The organism is Akkermansia muciniphila, from assembly GCF_030848305.1.
Lineage (GTDB): Bacteria > Verrucomicrobiota > Verrucomicrobiia > Verrucomicrobiales > Akkermansiaceae > Akkermansia > Akkermansia muciniphila_A.
Window position 1 is genome coordinate 1,035,597 of the sequence record NZ_CP114598.1, and the last position, 15,287, is coordinate 1,050,883.

Here is a 15,287-nt window from a genome sequence, read left to right on the forward strand (position 1 = left end):
CCGTGGCAGGAAAAATACACTTGGAAATCATAGCGTACGTAAATACGCGGCATTTTCCGGAAAAATTCCGTTTCGGGGTTATTTTTGCAAATGCAGAGAAAACCGGCATATGAAAATAGCGGTTGTTCCGCCCGGGCGCCTGTGAGAGTATTCCCGCGCTATGAATGAAGCCGCTTCCCCCCGCATCAGGAAGACGATGGTATTTGTGCTGCTGGCGCTTTTTCTGGGCCAGTTCGGAAGCGGTGTGTATGATCTCATTTTCAGCAATTTCCTGCGTGATGCCCAGCATCTTGACGTGGAGATGCGCGGACTGATTGAATTCCCCCGGGAATTGCCCGGCATCCTGTCTCTTTTTGTGGTCAGCCTGCTTTTCATGTTTAATGAGGTCCGCATGGCCGGGGTGGCGTGCCTGCTGATGTTCGGCGGCATGTACGCGCTGGCTTTCTGCGGCGCCGGAACCAGCCTGTGGACTTTGTCTGCGTGGATTTTGACGGTGAGCCTGGGTCAGCATATCCTGATGGGCATGATTGACACCATTGTCATCCATACGGCGAGGCCGGAAAACCGCAGCCTGCGGCTCGGCCAGATGAAGGCTCTGGGAACGGCCGCCGCGCTGCTGGGCGCGCTGTGCGTGTGGATCAAGTGGAAATTCAATCAATCTTTTGCCGTGGACTTTTTCGTCACGGGGGGCGTGTGCCTGCTGGCATCCCTGTTTCTGAGCCGGGTGAAGACGCCCGTCTTCCCGCAACGGCGCGGATGGAGGCAATGTTTCGTCTTCAAGCGCAGATATGCCGTTTATTATGGATTGGAAATTCTGCACGGCATCCGCAAGCAGCTTTATCTGACCTTCGGTTTCTGGCTGATGGTCAGCACGCTGGGCCAGTCTCCCGGATATATCGGAAAAACCCTGCTCATGGCCGGCGTCATCGGGCTGGTCACTCAACCCCTGATCGGCTGGAGCATCAAGCGCTACGGGGAACGGAAGGTGACGATTTTCGACAGCGTGGCGCTGTCCCTCCTGTGCCTGGCATACGCCTTCGCTCCGGAACTGCTGCCCCTGCATTGGGCCGTGGGGGTAGTGACCGCCTGCTTTGTCCTGGACAACCTGCTGTTTGCGCTGGGCATGGCCCGGAGCACCTACGTGGCCCGCATCTGCGAGAAGCCGGAGGACATTACGCCAAGCATTTACACCGGGCTGGCCATCAATCATGTGGTTTCTATCGCTTACGGCGTGCTGGGCGGCGTGATCTGGATGAATACGGGCGGCCCGCAAGCGGTGTTCCTGATAGGCGGTGCGGCTACCGTCGGGGCCGGGCTGGTGGCGCGGCGAATGGACAGGCCGCAGCCTTGACCGGGCGCCTAACGCACGGGTTTGTCCGCACCTTTTTTAAGGGCGTTCATAATCTTGTTGAAGATATCCGTATTTTCATAAATGCCGGTGAAGGCGCCGCTTCCCGCGCCGAAGGCATACACCGGAACAGCCACGCCGTCATGACTGCCGGAACCGAACCGGCCCGTTATTTCCCCCTGTTCCCGGCTGCCGCCCGTGAGAGCGAACGCGCCCGTATTATGGTCCGCCGTGATGACGACCAGGGTGCCGGGGTGTTTGGAGGCCCAGTCAAGCACGGCTCCCGCAGTCCGGTCAAAATCAAGGAGCTCGTCCATCATTTCTTCCAGATTGTTGCTGTGGGCCGCCTTGTCAATGTTGGACCCTTCAATCATCAGGAAAAATCCGTTGGGATTTCGGGAAAGGGTATCCAGGGCTTTCACTGCGGCCTGGCGGAAAACGTCGCCCCGTTTGGAGGGAGGGGGAAGATTACCCGGAGCGGCGACAACCAGCGTTTTTCCGGAAGGCAAGGCTCCGGCTTCTTCCCAGGAGCGGGCGACACGGTAGCCCTGCGCCTGCATCTCCTGGAAAATATCCCTGCCGTCCGGCCTCTGCGTGAAGTATTTGCCGCCGCCGCCAAAGATGAAATCGGCGCGGGAATGGGGGTAATCCCCGATGATGCCGTAAGCATCCGATCTTTTTTCATTATTGGCGCAGAAAGATGCCGGGGTGGCGTCATTCAGCTCGCAGGTGGCGATGACGCCGGTGGATTTGCCCATGTCCGCAGCCTTGTCCACCAGGGAATCCAGCTTGTTGCCCCTGGGGCATACGGCGACCCGATGGTAAAGCGTCTTGGTTCCTGTCGCCATGGCGGTGCCCGCAGCGGCGGAGTCCGTGACCAGCTTGTCCGCGCACCATGTTTTGGAAATGCCCGTAACAGGACAGTTTTCAATAAACAGGCGGCCTCTGTTGGCCGCCCATGCCGCAGAAAGGTGATGAATGCCCATTCCGTCCCCAATCATCAGAATTACGTTGGTGACGGGAAGGCTGCGGTCAGGTTCCGGGATTTCCGTCACCGGATAGGGGCGTTCCAGAATGAAGCGCTGGTTTTCCGCCGCCGGAAGCAGGGACGGGGCAAGAAAGAGGGCAAAGGCTAAAAGGCGCAGCGGAGAAGTCATGCAATCACTTTCCCGTCTGCGGCGGAACAAGTAAAGAGGAAAAAACATGCCGGTCCCGCATGGAACCGGCATGAACCGTTCAAAAGAACTTATTTGGCGTCCGCCTGTTTTTGCAGGATGTCCCGGATCTGTTCCAGAAGGATGACGTCATCCGGCTTGGGAGCAGGGGCGGCCGGAGCTTCTTCGCTCTTGCGCCTCAGGGCTCCGATCAGCTTGATGGCTACAAAGACGGAGAAGGCGATGATGAGGAAGTCAATGGTCGCCTGGAGCAATTCACCGTATTTTAATTCCACATCGCCCAGTTTCAGCACCAGGTATGCCAGGTTGACTCCGGAAGTAAGGTAACCGATGATGGGGGTGATAATGCTGGAGACGAAGACGGAGACGATTTTATTGAATGCGCCGCCGATGACGACAGCCACCGCCAGGTCAATAACGTTCCCTTTAAGGGCGAATGCCTTGAATTCTTCCAGAAAGCCTTTGAGGTTGAAAAAATGAGCCATAGTGAATTATTACTGGTTGCGGTGATTATTCTGCCTTTAAAATGATAAAAGAAAAGAAAAATGAATGGTCGCCGGACAAAGATATGACCGTCTTCCGGGATAAAATGCGGGAATCATGACGTGGCTCCCAAAAAAATCATTTACAGACGGGGCCAGAAGCGCAAACTACGCCCATATTACCTTAACTTATGAACACAGAAGAAAAGCTCAACCAGTACGTACTCCATTCCTATAGCCGTTATCCCATGGCTGCCGTCCGCGGGGAAGGCTCCCGACTGTGGGACAGCACGGGGAAGTGCTATCTGGACTTCTGTGCCGGCATTGCGACCTGCGTGCTCGGGCACTGCCACCCTGCGGTGACGCAGGCCCTGCAGAAGCAGGCCGCCACCCTGGTACATTGCTCCAACCTGTACCAGATCCCCCAGCAGGCGGATCTGGCGGAATTCATCGTGACCAAATGCGTGGAGCGTCCGGGGAAAATCTTTTTCTCCAACAGCGGTGCGGAATCCAATGACGGTTTAATCAAAGTAGCTCGCCGTTACGGGCACCGCAAGCCCCAGCCGGACGGCAAGCCCCGTTATGAGGTGCTCACGTTCAACAAATCCTTCCACGGAAGGACGCTGGGCAGCATGTCCGCCACGGGGCAGGATAAAATCAAAATCGGCTTTGACCCCATGCTGCCGGGATTCCGCCATTTGCCTTTCAACGATCTGGAAACGGCCCGCGAAGCCATCAGGCCGGAAACGGTGGCCTTCATGCTGGAGACCGTCCAGGGAGAAGGAGGGGTCAACTGCGTGACCCCGGAATTTCTGCGCGGACTGGCGCAGTTGTGCAGGGAGCACGATCTTCTGCTGTTGATGGATGAAGTGCAGTGCGGCTTTGGCCGCTGCGGCGACATCATGGGATGGCGCGCCGTGGCTTCGGACGTGGAGCCGGACGGCGTTTCCTGGGCCAAGGCTCTCGGCGGCGGGTTCCCCATCGGCGGCTTCTGGATTTCCGGCCGCGCCATTGACGGCCAGGGTACGGAGCTTTCCTCCATCATGGACCCCGGTTCCCATGGCTCCACGTATGGAGGCAATCCGCTCGGCACTGCGGTAGGCCTGGCCGTGCTGCGGGAGGTTGTTTCCCAGGGACTCCCGGAGAGGGCGCGGCGCTTGGGCGCGGCAATTCGCAAGGAAATAGAATCCTGGAACCTGCCTGTTGTCCAGGGCGTGCGTGGGCTGGGCCTGCTGCTGGGCATTGGCCTGAACCCGGAAATGGTGGCCGCGCCGGAGGGCAAGACGATTGCCTCCGTAGTGGTGGAGGCCCTGCGGCAGGAAGGGCTGCTTTCCGTTCCCGCCGGGCCGGAAACCGTCCGTCTGCTGCCGCCGCTGAACGTAAGTGAAGAGGAAATCCAGCAGGCTCTGGCCATCATCAGGCGCGTGCTTAAAACGTACGCCAAATAGAACGCCGCCCCTATTTGCTTTATTGTTATGAAGGAAGAAGCCATTAAAGCCCCCGGCAGCACGATAAAGCAATATTCCATCATGCTCCAGAACCGGGTGGGGGCCCTGACCGCCCTCCTCGGCCTGCTGGACATGCACGGCATTTTCTGCCTGGGATTCAGCATGCAGGACTGCCATGAGGCGACCATTGCGCGCCTGATTGTCAGCGATCCGGAACGGACGTCTGAAATTTTTCTGGAGAAGGGTATTTGCTATACGGAATCCGGGGTGCTGGTGGCGGTGCTCCGCCATGGCCCCGCAGACCTCAAAAAATGCCTGGATGCGCTGTACGCCGCGGAAATGAACGTCAACTTTCTCTATCCCCTGCTGCCTTGCGTGAGGCGCGGGTCTCTGGTGGCTCTTCACGTGGAGGATCTCAACTTCGGGCGCACCGTGCTGAATTCCAGCGGCATCAAAGTCCTGTTCCAGCAGGACCTCAGCCGGTAGGAATGGCCGTTTTCCCTTTCTTCCCCGCTTCCCTGTTCAGGAGCGTTTTCCCCAAGCGCCTCAAGGGGTTGCCCGTTTTTTTCGCCTTGACGGGAGGGGAAAACATGGTATGGTACGGGCCGCATGGCAAAAGTACCCGTAATCAATCTTCGCAAGGGACACGCGGTCAATTACAACAATGACGTTTGCGTTGTAGTCAGCATGGAGCACAAGTGCCCCCCCCGCATGGCTTCCTATGTGCAAATGAGCATCCGCAGCATTTCCACTAAAAAGGTATATAACCTTCGCCTGACTTCCAATGAATCCCTGGAAGGCGTCAACCTCGCCCGTGAGGAATATGAGTTCAGCTACATTGACGGCATGGGTTATCACTTCATGAATCCGGATACATACGAAGACATCACCGTGTCTCCGGAAATCGTGGAACCCGTCAAGGATTATCTGATGGAAGGCAATATCTACATCCTGCTTTTCACGGATGAAACGGTCGTTTCCGTGGAACTCCCCGCCGCCATCACCATGGAAGTGGCGGAAGCTCCTGAAGGCGTCAAGGGTGACAGCGCGAACAATGTTTACAAATCCGCCACAATGACCACCGGACTGGTGGTGCAGGTGCCCCTGTTCATCAAGCCCGGTGAAAAGATTTCCGTAAAAACGGAAGACGGTTCCTATCTGGGCCGCGTAAACTGATCCGTCCCTCTTTCCGTTATTTGAAGGGCCCCGTCCGGTTTGTCCGGATGGGGCTTTTTTCATGCCGGAATTCCGCAGGAAAAGACCAGCGGGCGGTCCGGAGTGAAGGCTTTACTTTCAGAGGCGTTTCCAGTAAGCCATTTCCATCAGATTATTTTTCGCCATGAAAAATCTTATTGTTTTGTTGTGGATGGGGCTTCTGGCCGTTTTTCTGCCGGCGGACGGCTTTTCCGCTGTAAAGCTGGCCTGTCTGGGAGACAGCATTACTGCCGGGCTGGGAGTCAGGAAAGAAGAGTGCTGGGTGTCCCGTGCGGCGGAGGCTCTGGGCAAGAAGGCGGAGGTGGGCAACTTCGGCGTATCGGCCCGTTGTCTGCTGTTCAAGGGGGATCGTCCTATTACGCGGGAAAAGGCTTATCGTGATGCTTTGGCGTTCCAACCTGACATTTTATTGGTGGGGTTGGGCACCAATGACAGCAAAAAAGTGAATTGGAGCCACAAGGAAGATTTTGTAAGCAATTATAAGGAAGTCATCGCAGAATTCCGGAAGCGGAACCCCAGGCTGAAAGTGTACTGCCTGCTTCCTGTCCCGTCACAGGAAGCCAGGGCCGGGGGAATCAGCAGGGAATGCATTGAAAAGGAGGTTATTCCTCTTATCAGGCAGGCGGCGAAAAGCACCGGATCCAAAGTGATTGATCTCAACAAGGTGATGCAGGGCCGTGAAAGCCTGCTGGCGGATGGCGTGCATCCTAACGCAGAGGGCCACGCCCTTATGGCGGAACATGTTCTTCTGGTTCTCAAGGGGAAAGCTAAAGAATAACGGCCGGCCTCCCGTTCCCGAAGGATGGGAACCGAGGGATAGAGGCATCATGCCTGTGGGAGTATTTTTGCTCCGGCTATCCCATGCGCCGCAATTCCTGCTCTTGTTCCCGTTTCCGGAAAAGGACGGTTACTTTTCCGTCCGGTATGGAATGGTTCCCTTATGGGGGGAGTCCTTTTTCTGGTAAATGCGAACGTAGTCTATTTCATATTTCTGGGGAAGCGGCAGTTTGCCCAGATCTCCGCCGGTGGCGCCCAGGGCCAGGTTCAGGATGATGTAGTGCGGCTGACGGAAGGGGTTGGCGATTTCCTTGTAAGAAGCATTGACGATATTATCCAGGGGAGTCCGGTTCAGCAGAATATCGTCCGCATACAGGCGCACTTCCTGTTCGTCCCAGTCCATACGGAAGACATGGAAGCTGTCCGCCCAGTCCGCGTGTTTTTCCTGAAGCCATTTGAGCGGCGTGTAAGTGGTGCTCCATTTGCCCACGTGTTTTTTGGGGAACCCCAGCAGAGATTGGCCAGATAGGTGGACTGGTAATACTCCATGATATCTATTTCCCCGCACATGGGCCACTTTTCCTTGACGCCCAGGGTCCAGAAAGCAGGCCACATGCCTTCCCGCGGGCTGAATCTGGCCCGGATTTCAAACCGCCCGTACAACCAGGAAAATTTGCCGCGCGTCGTCAGGGAGGCAGAGGTGTATTCCGCCTCCTTCCGCGTCGTCTGCCAGTTTTTCCCCGCCGGATCGTAATGGGGATTGGCATGTTTTTCCTTCCTGCCTTCAATAATCAGCATGCCGTCTTTGCAACAGGCGTTTTCCGGCTGGTACCATTGCGCTTCCTTGTTGCGGACGAAACCGTGTTCATAATTCCATTTGGCGGGGTCCGGACGGCCGTCTTTGTCGAATTCGTCGTGCCAGACAAGTTCGTAATCGGAATAATCCGCTTTTTCCACGACTCTCTCCGTTTTTTTGACGCCGTCTCCGTGGAGGGTGTAAAGCTGGGCGTGGAGGGGGGTGGACAACAAGGCCGCGCTGGCCAGGACTTTGAATAAAGGAGGCATGTTCATGGTGGAAAATAAAGGTGTTTGTTACTGGTACGGGGCTGCGGGCGTTTTTTTGTCATTTTTTATCAGAAAGGGTTGAAGCCGCGAAAGCGGCTTGAGAAACGGAATAGATGTGTTAGAGCCAACTAACAGTATGGGGCCTTATCTGGACCCGGAACATCAGACACTCCGTTTTAATGACAATGGAAGAAAAGAACTATCTTGTTTCCGGCATGCATTGCGCCGGGTGTGCCGCCAAGGTGGAACGCGCCGTGGAGGGACTGGAGGGGGTGGAGCGCGTCGAGCTGAATTTGCTGACGGGGCGGATGACCGTTTTGTTTGAAAAGGCTGATTCCCCCGCCATGGAGCGGATAGCTCCGGTGGTAGAGAAAGCCGGCTTCCGCGTGGCGGATTGGAAGGAGCAGCCGCTTGCCGGAGCGCAGAAAGAGGAGAGTCAGGAACAGGAGGAAACGGGCGGCTCCCGCCTCGTCTGGTCCATTCTGCTGCTGGTCCCTTTGATGTATTTGTCCATGGGCCCCATGTGGAACTGGCCCGTTCCGGGAGGAAGTTGGGGCCTCTGGATGAATTGGTGGACGCAGTGTATTTTGACGGGCGCCGTCCTGTGGTTGAACCGGCATTATTTGATAAACGGCGTGCGGCAGCTTGTTGCGCTGTCTCCCAATATGGATTCCCTGATCGCCATCGGTTCCGGCTCCGCTTTTCTGTATGGGCTGTATTTGTTGGTTGCGGGGATGTGGCAGGGGTTCAGTGTGGATGGAATGGAGCTGTATTTTGAATCTGCGGCCATGATCGTCACCCTGATTTCCCTGGGGAAATACCTTGAACGCCGCTCTTGCCGGAAAACGAATGCTGCCGTAAAAGGGCTGGTGAAGCTGGTTCCCCAGGAGGCGCTGGTATGGAACGGCGGCGCGGAGCGCGCCGTTCCGCTGGAAGAAATTCGTTCCGGGGACCTGGTGGTGGTGAAAACCGGGCAGCGGATTCCGGTGGACGGCATGATTGAAGAGGGGCAGGCGGCTCTGGATGAATCGGACCTGACGGGGGAAAGCATGCCTGTGGACAGGACGGCGGGGGACCGGGTAATCAGCGGAACGTTCAACCGGGCCGGGTATCTCAAAATCCGCGCGGAACGCGTGGGCGGGGATTCCACGCTGGCCCGCATGATCCGCCTGGTGGAGCAGGCCGGCCAGTCCAAGGCGCCCATTGCGCGTCTGGCGGACCGGGTATGCTATTTCTTTGTCCCTGCGGTCATTGCCGTTGCCCTGGTGTCGCTGGTTGGGTGGATGGCCGCCGGGGAGGGGTTTTCCTTCGCCCTCGCCAGGGCCATTGCGGTGCTGGTGATTTCCTGCCCCTGCGTCCTGGGGCTCGCCACGCCCATCGCCATTATGGTGGGGACGGGCAGGGGTGCGCGGCTGGGCATTCTGTGCAAGTCCGCCGGAGCTCTGGAAGCCCTGAGCCGCGTGGATACCGTTGTTTTTGACAAGACGGGCACCCTGACGGAAGGGGAGCCGCGGGTAATGGCCGTGCTGCCGGAGGAAGGCATGGATGCGGACGCGCTGGTGGAAATGGCGGCGGCTTTGGAACAGGGTTCGGAACATCCGGTGGGAAAGGCTGTTTATGAACATGCCAGGCTTCTGAATTTGCCCGTCCGCGCCGTGGCGGATTTGTCCGTGGTTCCTGGCCGCGGCATTGCCGGAACGGTGGACGGGGCGCCTTACGCGGTGGGCAATTCCGGATTCATGCGGGATAGGGGAATCTTCTGGAAGGAGGATGAAAGCCGCCTGCGGGAATTCATGCGGCAGGGCGCGTCCCCGCTGTATGTGGGCCGGGGGGGCAGCCCCGCCGGCGTCATCATGGTGGCGGATTCCCTGAAACCGGACAGTCGCGCGGCGGTGGACAGTCTGAAGCGGATGAACCTGCGCGTCGTCATGCTGACGGGGGACAACGCCGCCACGGCGCGGCATATGGCCGGAGAACTCCGCATTGACGAGGTGGTTTCCGACGTGCTTCCTGATGAAAAAGCCTCCCATGTGATGAAGATGGAGGAACGCGGGGACAAGGTGGCGATGGTGGGGGACGGCGTGAACGACGCCCCGGCGCTGGCCTGCGCCCGGGTGGGCATTTCCATGAAGTCCGGAACGGAGCTGGCGATGGAATCCTCCGACATCGTGCTGATGAAAAGCAACCCCGCTGGCGTGGCGGAAGCCCTCCAGCTGGGCCGCGCCACGCTGCTCATCATCAGGCAGAATCTCTTCTGGGCTTTCTTTTACAACATCATCGGCATTCCGCTGGCCGCCGGGTGTTTATATCCCGCCTTCGGCCTTACGCTGAATCCCATGCTTGCCGCCGGCGCGATGAGTTTGAGTTCCCTGTGCGTGGTATTCAACTCCCTGAGGCTGCGCAGGTTCAACCCGCGCCTGGGGAAATAGGGCAGTTCTCCCCTCCCCTCCGGCGGTTTCCTGTTCATGAGGGTTGCAGCAGGGCCTGGGCCAGCGTGCGTGCGTGGTCTCCGCCGCCGCCCAGCATGCGGACCAGTTCATCCACCCGCTCTTCATGGCTCACCTCCCGCAGGCAGGAGATGGTGCGGTTGCCCGCGGAAGCTTTCTGAACCAGGTAATGATGGGAAGCCAGGGCCGCCACCTGCGGGAAGTGCGTGATGGAGATCACCTGGTGTCTGTTACCGAGCTGCTGCATCTTGAATCCCACGGCCCGCGCCACTTCTCCGCCCACGTTGGCGTCTATTTCGTCAAACACCAGCAGGGGGGTGGAATCCTTGTGGGCCAGGGCGCTTTTAATCGCCAGCATGATGCGCGCCAGTTCCCCGCTGGAGGCAATCAGGCGGAGAGGCTTGGAGGGTTCCCCGGGATTGGGGCCAAACAGGAATTCCACCGTTTCCATTCCCTGTGAGCCCGGTTCCTGAAGGGGGGAGAGGCTCACTTCAAAGACGGCCTGGCGGAATCCCAGCTCCCGGGAGTGCCTGACGATGGAGGCCGCCAGCCTGGGAGCGGAGTCCTGGCGCGCTTTGGTCAGGGCCTGCCCGGCGGCGTCCATCTGCTTGCGCAAAACGGCGATGGAGGCCCTCAGCTCTTCCAGGCGTTCCGTGCGGTGTTCCATGCGGTCCAGGCGGCCGGCCGCCTCCTCCCTCCGGGAGCAGACGTCCTCAAAGGAAGGGCCGTATTTCATTTTCAGTGATTCCAGCAGGTTGATGCGTTCCTCCAGCTGGAAAAGCTCCCGGGGGTCGCAGTCCAGTTCGGCGGAATAATCCGCCAGGCGTCCCTCGATTTCCTTGAGTTCCAAATTCACTTCCGCCAGCGGGGCCAGCCACGCGGCGGTGGAAGCGTCCATGCGTTCCAGCTCATGGGCCGCCCGTGTCAGTTCCCTTAATTGGGTCCCCAGGCCGGGCACATCCGTTTCCTCCAGCATGGAAAGCATTTTGGAGACCTGTTCCCGGAGCCGGGTGCCGTTGCGGGCGCGCTGCCAGCGCTCTTCCAGCGTGAGCACTTCCTCCGGAGTGAAGGCGGCGGAATCTATTTCATCCACCTGGTGGCGCAGCAGTTCTATTTCCCGCGCGGTGGCCGCTTCCGCATGTTCCAGGTCATCGTAGGCCCGGCGCGCATCCTGCCATTGCCTCCAGGCGTCCGAATAGGCGTGCATCAGGGGGGCGTGCTCTCCAAAGGCGTCCAGCAGGGAAAGCTGCCTTTCCTGGGAGACCAGGGAGCGGTGGTCGCTGGGGCCGTGCATGTCCACCAAGCAGGCCCCCGCTTCCCGCAGCAGGTTCAGAGTACACGGGCTGTCGTTCAGAAACTGGCGGTTGGCCGTGGAGGAAATGAGGCGCTTGATGATCAGGTTGCCGTCTTCGCAGGGCGGGACGCCATGCTCGTTCAGAATGGCGTGCACAGGGGAGGATTCCGGCAGATGGAACACAGCTTCCACGCTGCATTGCTGTTCCCCGGAGCGGATAAGCGTTTTGTCCGCCCGCTCTCCCAGCGCCAGGCGTATGGCTCCAATGATGACGGATTTCCCCGCCCCCGTTTCCCCCGTGATGCAGATGAATCCGGAACTGGGTTCCCAGAGCAGCTGGTCCACGAGGGCCAGGTTTTTAATTTTCAGCAATGTAAGCATTCGGGCTTTGGATTTTGAATGCATTATGGCATCATTTGCTCTAAACGCAATCATGACCTCTGTGATGAACATTCTCTTTTTGGGCACAGGAACGTCCACCGGAGTGCCGCAGATAGGCTGCTCCTGCGCGGTCTGCACGTCTCCGGACCCCAGAAACAGGCGGTTGCGTTCTTCTGTTTATGTGGAGGCCGCGGGCGCCCGCCTCCTGCTGGATTCCTCCCCGGATTTGCGGCAGCAGGCCCTGCGGGAACATATCACGGACGTGGACGCCGTCCTTTATACGCATGCCCATGTGGATCACGTGGGAGGTTTTGATGATTTGCGCGCCTTCTGCTGGCGCCGGTCCGGCGGCCTGCCCATGTATGCTTCCCCCATGACGGTGGACGCTCTGCGGACCATGTACGGCTGGGCGTTCGTTCCCAAACCGGGGCGGAGCGGCTACGTCAGGCCGGAGCCTCATGAGGTGACGGCTCCGTTCCGTGTGGGTAACGTGCTGGCGACGCCCCTTCCGGTGCTCCATGCCGGGGTGGAGACATATGCCTATCTCCTGGAGGCGGAAGGCCGGAGCCTGGTTTACATGCCGGATGTGAAAAGCATCCCGGAACCGTCCCTGGAGAGGATGAAAGGAGTGGATCTGCTGATTATTGACGGGCTGCGTTATCATCTGCATCCCACGCACATGTGCCTGGAGGAAACGTTGGCTGCCATTGCCGCCGTCCGGCCTCGCCGCGCCGTGCTGACCCACCTGTCCCATGATATGGATTACGGGATTCTTTCCGGCAAGCTGCCGGAGAACGTCATGCCCGCGTACGACGGGCTGAGGCTGTCCCTGCCGTAATGCTCACGCTGCATGTTCATCAGGCCATGACTATTCCAGACAATTCTGACCGCCCCGGAGCGCGGATACCGTCCGAAACCAGAAACGTATTCGGCTTTTCCGTAGCCGTCAGTTCCGTGGAAGAGATGTCCGCCGCGCTGGCGGAACGCGCGCTGGAGGCGGAAGCTCCGTTTCTGGTGGCCGCGGCGGACGTCCATGTGGTGACCCGCGGCGTGCATGACCGGGACTACGGGAACATGCTGGAACGGATGGATGTGATTTGCCCGGACGGTATGCCGGTGGTGTGGAAGCTGAACAGGGGCCTTTCCCCCGGGGAAAGGGAAGCCTGCCGCGTGAGCGGGCCGGATCTGATGGAAGCGCTGGTGCGTTTGAATGTGCAGTATCCGGGCTTGCGCCATTTTTTGCTGGGCGGGGATGAAAAGCTGCTGAAAGCCCTGTCTGGGGCATTAAAGGAAAAATACCCCGGTTTTCAACTGGCCGGCGCTTATTCCCCTCCGTTCCGGCCTTGGACGGAAGAAGATCTGGCACACATGCGGAAGGCGGTCGCTTCAAGCGGGGCCAATGTGGTATGGGTGGGGCTGGGCTGCCCGAAACAGGAACGGTGGATGGCGGAGCAGAGGGAGTTGCTGCCCCCCGCGGTTTATGTGGGCGTAGGGGCGGCGTTCGCTTTTCATGCCGGTACGGTGAAACGGGCCCCGCGGTGGATGCAGAAGAACGGCCTGGAATGGCTGTACCGCATTTACCGGGAGCCGGGAAGGCTCCTCAGGCGGTACGTGAAGCACAACAGCCTGTTCGTGTGGTATGTGCTGACGGGCAGATGAAGCCGTTTTTCCGGCGCGCGTCCCGGAGCTGCGCCGCAGGGTATTTTATCCTTGTGCCGTTTTCGTGCGGTTTTATCATGATTCCGTCTGAATCTGAACGGCAACGGAGGGAGCCTTCCCTTTTTCGTCTTTAACCCTGTTTTTCTTATGTTCTTTCGCCGTATTCCCCGGAAAAGCTGGTATGAAAAAGCTGTGGAACGCGTTTTCAGGGACAGGAAGCCGTGCATGGAAAAGCTGCTTTCCTTCGGTTGCGTTCGGGTGGAAAACGGTTTTCTGCACAGGGCGGCATTGCTGAACGGGCAGCTTTGCATGGAATTGGAAATACACGCGGACGGTTCCGTTCATGCAACGGTGCATGAGGAGGACGGGAAAAATATCCGGCATGCCGCCCCGGCAACGGAGGACAGGTTGCGGACAGGAACGCTCCGCAGGGAATATGAAGAAGAATTGTGGCATGTGGCGGAATGCTGCTTTGAACCTGATTTTTTCAAGGCGGCTCCTGCCCGGAGTCTCATCGCGCACATCCGGAAAGCTTACGGGGAGGAACTGGAATTCCTGTGGAGGAAGTTTCCGGGGAACGCAGTAGTGCGCCGGAAGGATACGGAGAAATGGTACGCCGCTTTTCTGGCTGTGCCGCGGTTGAAGCTGGGGGGAAGTTCACGGGAACGGGTTGAGGTGTTGAACCTGCGGGTTTGTCCCGGTGAATCCGGGGGGCTTGTGGATCATCGCAGCCGTTTTCCGGCCTACCATATGAATAAGAAAAACTGGGTGAGCTTTTGCCTGGATGGAACTGTTCCCTTTGAGGAACTGGCTGCGCGCCTGGAAACCAGCCGGAGGCTTGCCGGAAAGTAAGTTCCTCCGGGGCGGGATGCCGGGAGGAACCGCTTTCCCCCTTCTGGCCGGATGGCCGGGAAGGGGGTCTTGACCCGGAAAGAGAAGGAGCCTACAGTAAAGGCATGAACATAGAGGAAAAAGCTCTGTCCACCTTCCGCACGGCGCCCTGGCGCCACAACTGCGCCCAGGCTGTCTGCGCGGCTCTGGGCAGGGAGGATTTGCTGGAAACCGTCTCCGCTTGCGGTACCGGAAAGGCTCCGGACGGCCTGTGCGGCGCGCTTTACGGGGCGCTGCTCTGTACGCCCGTGGAATCCAGGGAGGAGCTGAGGCGGCGGTTTGTGGAAAAGCTGGGTTATTCCTATTGCAGGGAATTGAAAAAAGAGGGGGCCGTGCCATGCCGGGATTGCGTTGCCGCTGCGGCGGTTCTGGCTTTTAACTTGAGGGAGTGAACGCAGAATGACACTGCCGGATTCATGGTTTTTCATGAAAAAAGAGTCTATTGGAATGAAACCAAATAGAATAACATCATGAAAAAATTGATCTATATGATAGCGGCAGCGGCCGTTGCGATTCCGGTGGTAGCCCTGGCCCAGGGAGCCTGCGGCAGCGGCTCCTGCTCCAAGGGAGACAAGGATATGGCTGAAGCCAAAGAGCACATGAAAGAAGGCGCCAAGGCCGCCAAAGACGCCGCCTCCGAAAAAATGAAGGAAGGCAAGCAGGCTGCCAAGGACGCTTACGAGAAGGGCAAGGAAGCCGCCAGGGATGCTTATCAGGACACCCGGGACGCCGTTGACCATGCGGCGGACAGGGCTGCCGATAAGGCCGAGGCCGTAGGTGACGCCGTGAAAAACGGTTAATTCAAATGATCGACAATAAAAATATTTGCTTATTATGTGCGAATCCAAAGATCATATGAATAAAGGCTGCGGATGTGCGAACAATGCCGCTTCCGGAAAAATGGAGGAAGGCAAGCACAAGATGAAGGAGGCCTGCGAAAAAGGCAAGGAAGCCGTCAAGGACATGGCTGAGAGCGTGCGCGACAAGGCCAAATCCATGATGGACAAGGATAAGAATTCTTAGTCCCGGCGGCGGTTGAAGCAAGCCGTTTCCCATTCCTCCTCCCGTATGCGGGAATGGTCTCCCCTTGTCCGGATTTCCGGGC

17 protein-coding genes are annotated in these 15,287 nt (G+C 58.3%); 12 read left to right on the forward strand and 5 right to left on the reverse strand.

Annotated features, from left to right (window positions below; translation table 11 throughout):
* The first annotated feature begins 160 nt into the window (after positions 1-160).
* Entirely contained in the window at positions 161-1,351 is a 1,191-nt protein-coding gene (locus tag O4G22_RS04550; RefSeq protein ID WP_306702277.1) for an MFS transporter, read from the forward strand.
* Positions 1,352-1,359: 8 nt separating this feature from the next.
* On the opposite strand, the gene O4G22_RS04555 is transcribed toward O4G22_RS04550, so the two are convergent.
* A complete protein-coding gene (locus O4G22_RS04555; protein ID WP_306702278.1) occupies positions 1,360-2,505 on the reverse strand; it encodes an alkaline phosphatase in 1,146 nt (381 codons plus the stop codon).
* An 89-nt stretch (positions 2,506-2,594) separates the two neighbouring features.
* On the reverse strand, positions 2,595-3,008 hold the full coding sequence (gene mscL, locus O4G22_RS04560) for a large conductance mechanosensitive channel protein MscL (RefSeq protein ID WP_306702279.1): 414 nt from the start codon (positions 3,006-3,008) through the stop codon (positions 2,595-2,597).
* A 188-nt stretch (positions 3,009-3,196) separates the two neighbouring features.
* Between mscL and O4G22_RS04565 the strand changes: the two genes are divergently transcribed.
* The 4 genes from O4G22_RS04565 to O4G22_RS04580 all read left to right on the forward strand — a co-directional run bounded on the left by O4G22_RS04565 (position 3,197) and on the right by O4G22_RS04580 (position 6,446).
* A complete protein-coding gene (locus O4G22_RS04565) occupies positions 3,197-4,453 on the forward strand; it encodes an aspartate aminotransferase family protein (protein WP_306702280.1) in 1,257 nt (418 codons plus the stop codon).
* A 27-nt stretch (positions 4,454-4,480) separates the two neighbouring features.
* On the forward strand, positions 4,481-4,939 hold the full coding sequence (locus tag O4G22_RS04570; RefSeq protein WP_094136526.1) for a hypothetical protein: 459 nt from the start codon (positions 4,481-4,483) through the stop codon (positions 4,937-4,939).
* Between the two features lie 123 nt (positions 4,940-5,062).
* The gene (gene efp, locus O4G22_RS04575; RefSeq protein ID WP_012419922.1) at positions 5,063-5,629 is read left to right on the forward strand and encodes an elongation factor P; all 567 of its coding nucleotides are present in this window, start codon (positions 5,063-5,065) and stop codon (positions 5,627-5,629) included.
* Positions 5,630-5,792: 163 nt separating this feature from the next.
* Entirely contained in the window at positions 5,793-6,446 is a 654-nt protein-coding gene (locus O4G22_RS04580; RefSeq protein ID WP_306702281.1) for a GDSL-type esterase/lipase family protein, read from the forward strand.
* Positions 6,447-6,575: 129 nt separating this feature from the next.
* Here the strand turns inward: O4G22_RS04580 and O4G22_RS04585 are convergent, their stop codons facing one another.
* Together O4G22_RS04585 and O4G22_RS04590 are read right to left on the reverse strand one after the other, a co-directional pair.
* Positions 6,576-6,848 (reverse strand): glycoside hydrolase family 16 protein, encoded by a 273-nt coding sequence (locus tag O4G22_RS04585; RefSeq protein WP_306713952.1) that lies wholly within the window; start codon positions 6,846-6,848, stop codon positions 6,576-6,578.
* Complete coding sequence (locus O4G22_RS04590) at positions 6,797-7,516, reverse strand: glycoside hydrolase family 16 protein (protein ID WP_306713953.1); 720 nt, start codon at positions 7,514-7,516, stop codon at positions 6,797-6,799. Before O4G22_RS04590 ends, O4G22_RS04585 begins: the two co-directional genes overlap by 52 nt.
* A 173-nt stretch (positions 7,517-7,689) precedes the next feature.
* On the opposite strand from O4G22_RS04590, the gene O4G22_RS04595 reads away from it, so the two are divergent.
* Positions 7,690-9,939, forward strand: a complete 2,250-nt coding sequence (locus O4G22_RS04595) for a heavy metal translocating P-type ATPase (protein WP_306702282.1) — start codon at positions 7,690-7,692, stop codon at positions 9,937-9,939.
* A gap of 34 nt (positions 9,940-9,973) precedes the next feature.
* On the opposite strand, the gene recN is transcribed toward O4G22_RS04595, so the two are convergent.
* On the reverse strand, positions 9,974-11,632 hold the full coding sequence (recN, locus tag O4G22_RS04600; protein ID WP_022197226.1) for a DNA repair protein RecN: 1,659 nt from the start codon (positions 11,630-11,632) through the stop codon (positions 9,974-9,976).
* A gap of 64 nt (positions 11,633-11,696) precedes the next feature.
* Between recN and O4G22_RS04605 the strand changes: the two genes are divergently transcribed.
* From O4G22_RS04605 to O4G22_RS04630, 6 genes are all read left to right on the forward strand, one after another.
* Positions 11,697-12,470: an MBL fold metallo-hydrolase gene (locus O4G22_RS04605; RefSeq protein WP_179218409.1), complete on the forward strand. Its 774-nt coding sequence runs from the start codon at positions 11,697-11,699 to the stop codon at positions 12,468-12,470.
* Between the two features lie 26 nt (positions 12,471-12,496).
* Positions 12,497-13,291 (forward strand): WecB/TagA/CpsF family glycosyltransferase, encoded by a 795-nt coding sequence (locus O4G22_RS04610; RefSeq protein WP_306702283.1) that lies wholly within the window; start codon positions 12,497-12,499, stop codon positions 13,289-13,291.
* A 147-nt stretch (positions 13,292-13,438) separates the two neighbouring features.
* Positions 13,439-14,143, forward strand: coding sequence for an MmcQ/YjbR family DNA-binding protein (locus O4G22_RS04615; protein WP_297668510.1), 705 nt, complete (start codon positions 13,439-13,441; stop codon positions 14,141-14,143).
* A gap of 104 nt (positions 14,144-14,247) precedes the next feature.
* Positions 14,248-14,574 (forward strand): hypothetical protein, encoded by a 327-nt coding sequence (locus tag O4G22_RS04620; RefSeq protein WP_022197230.1) that lies wholly within the window; start codon positions 14,248-14,250, stop codon positions 14,572-14,574.
* 78 nt (positions 14,575-14,652) lie between these two features.
* The gene (locus O4G22_RS04625; protein ID WP_295980660.1) at positions 14,653-14,982 is read left to right on the forward strand and encodes a hypothetical protein; all 330 of its coding nucleotides are present in this window, start codon (positions 14,653-14,655) and stop codon (positions 14,980-14,982) included.
* 55 nt (positions 14,983-15,037) lie between these two features.
* Entirely contained in the window at positions 15,038-15,205 is a 168-nt protein-coding gene (locus O4G22_RS04630; RefSeq protein WP_164907846.1) for a hypothetical protein, read from the forward strand.
* Positions 15,206-15,287: the final 82 nt, after the last annotated feature.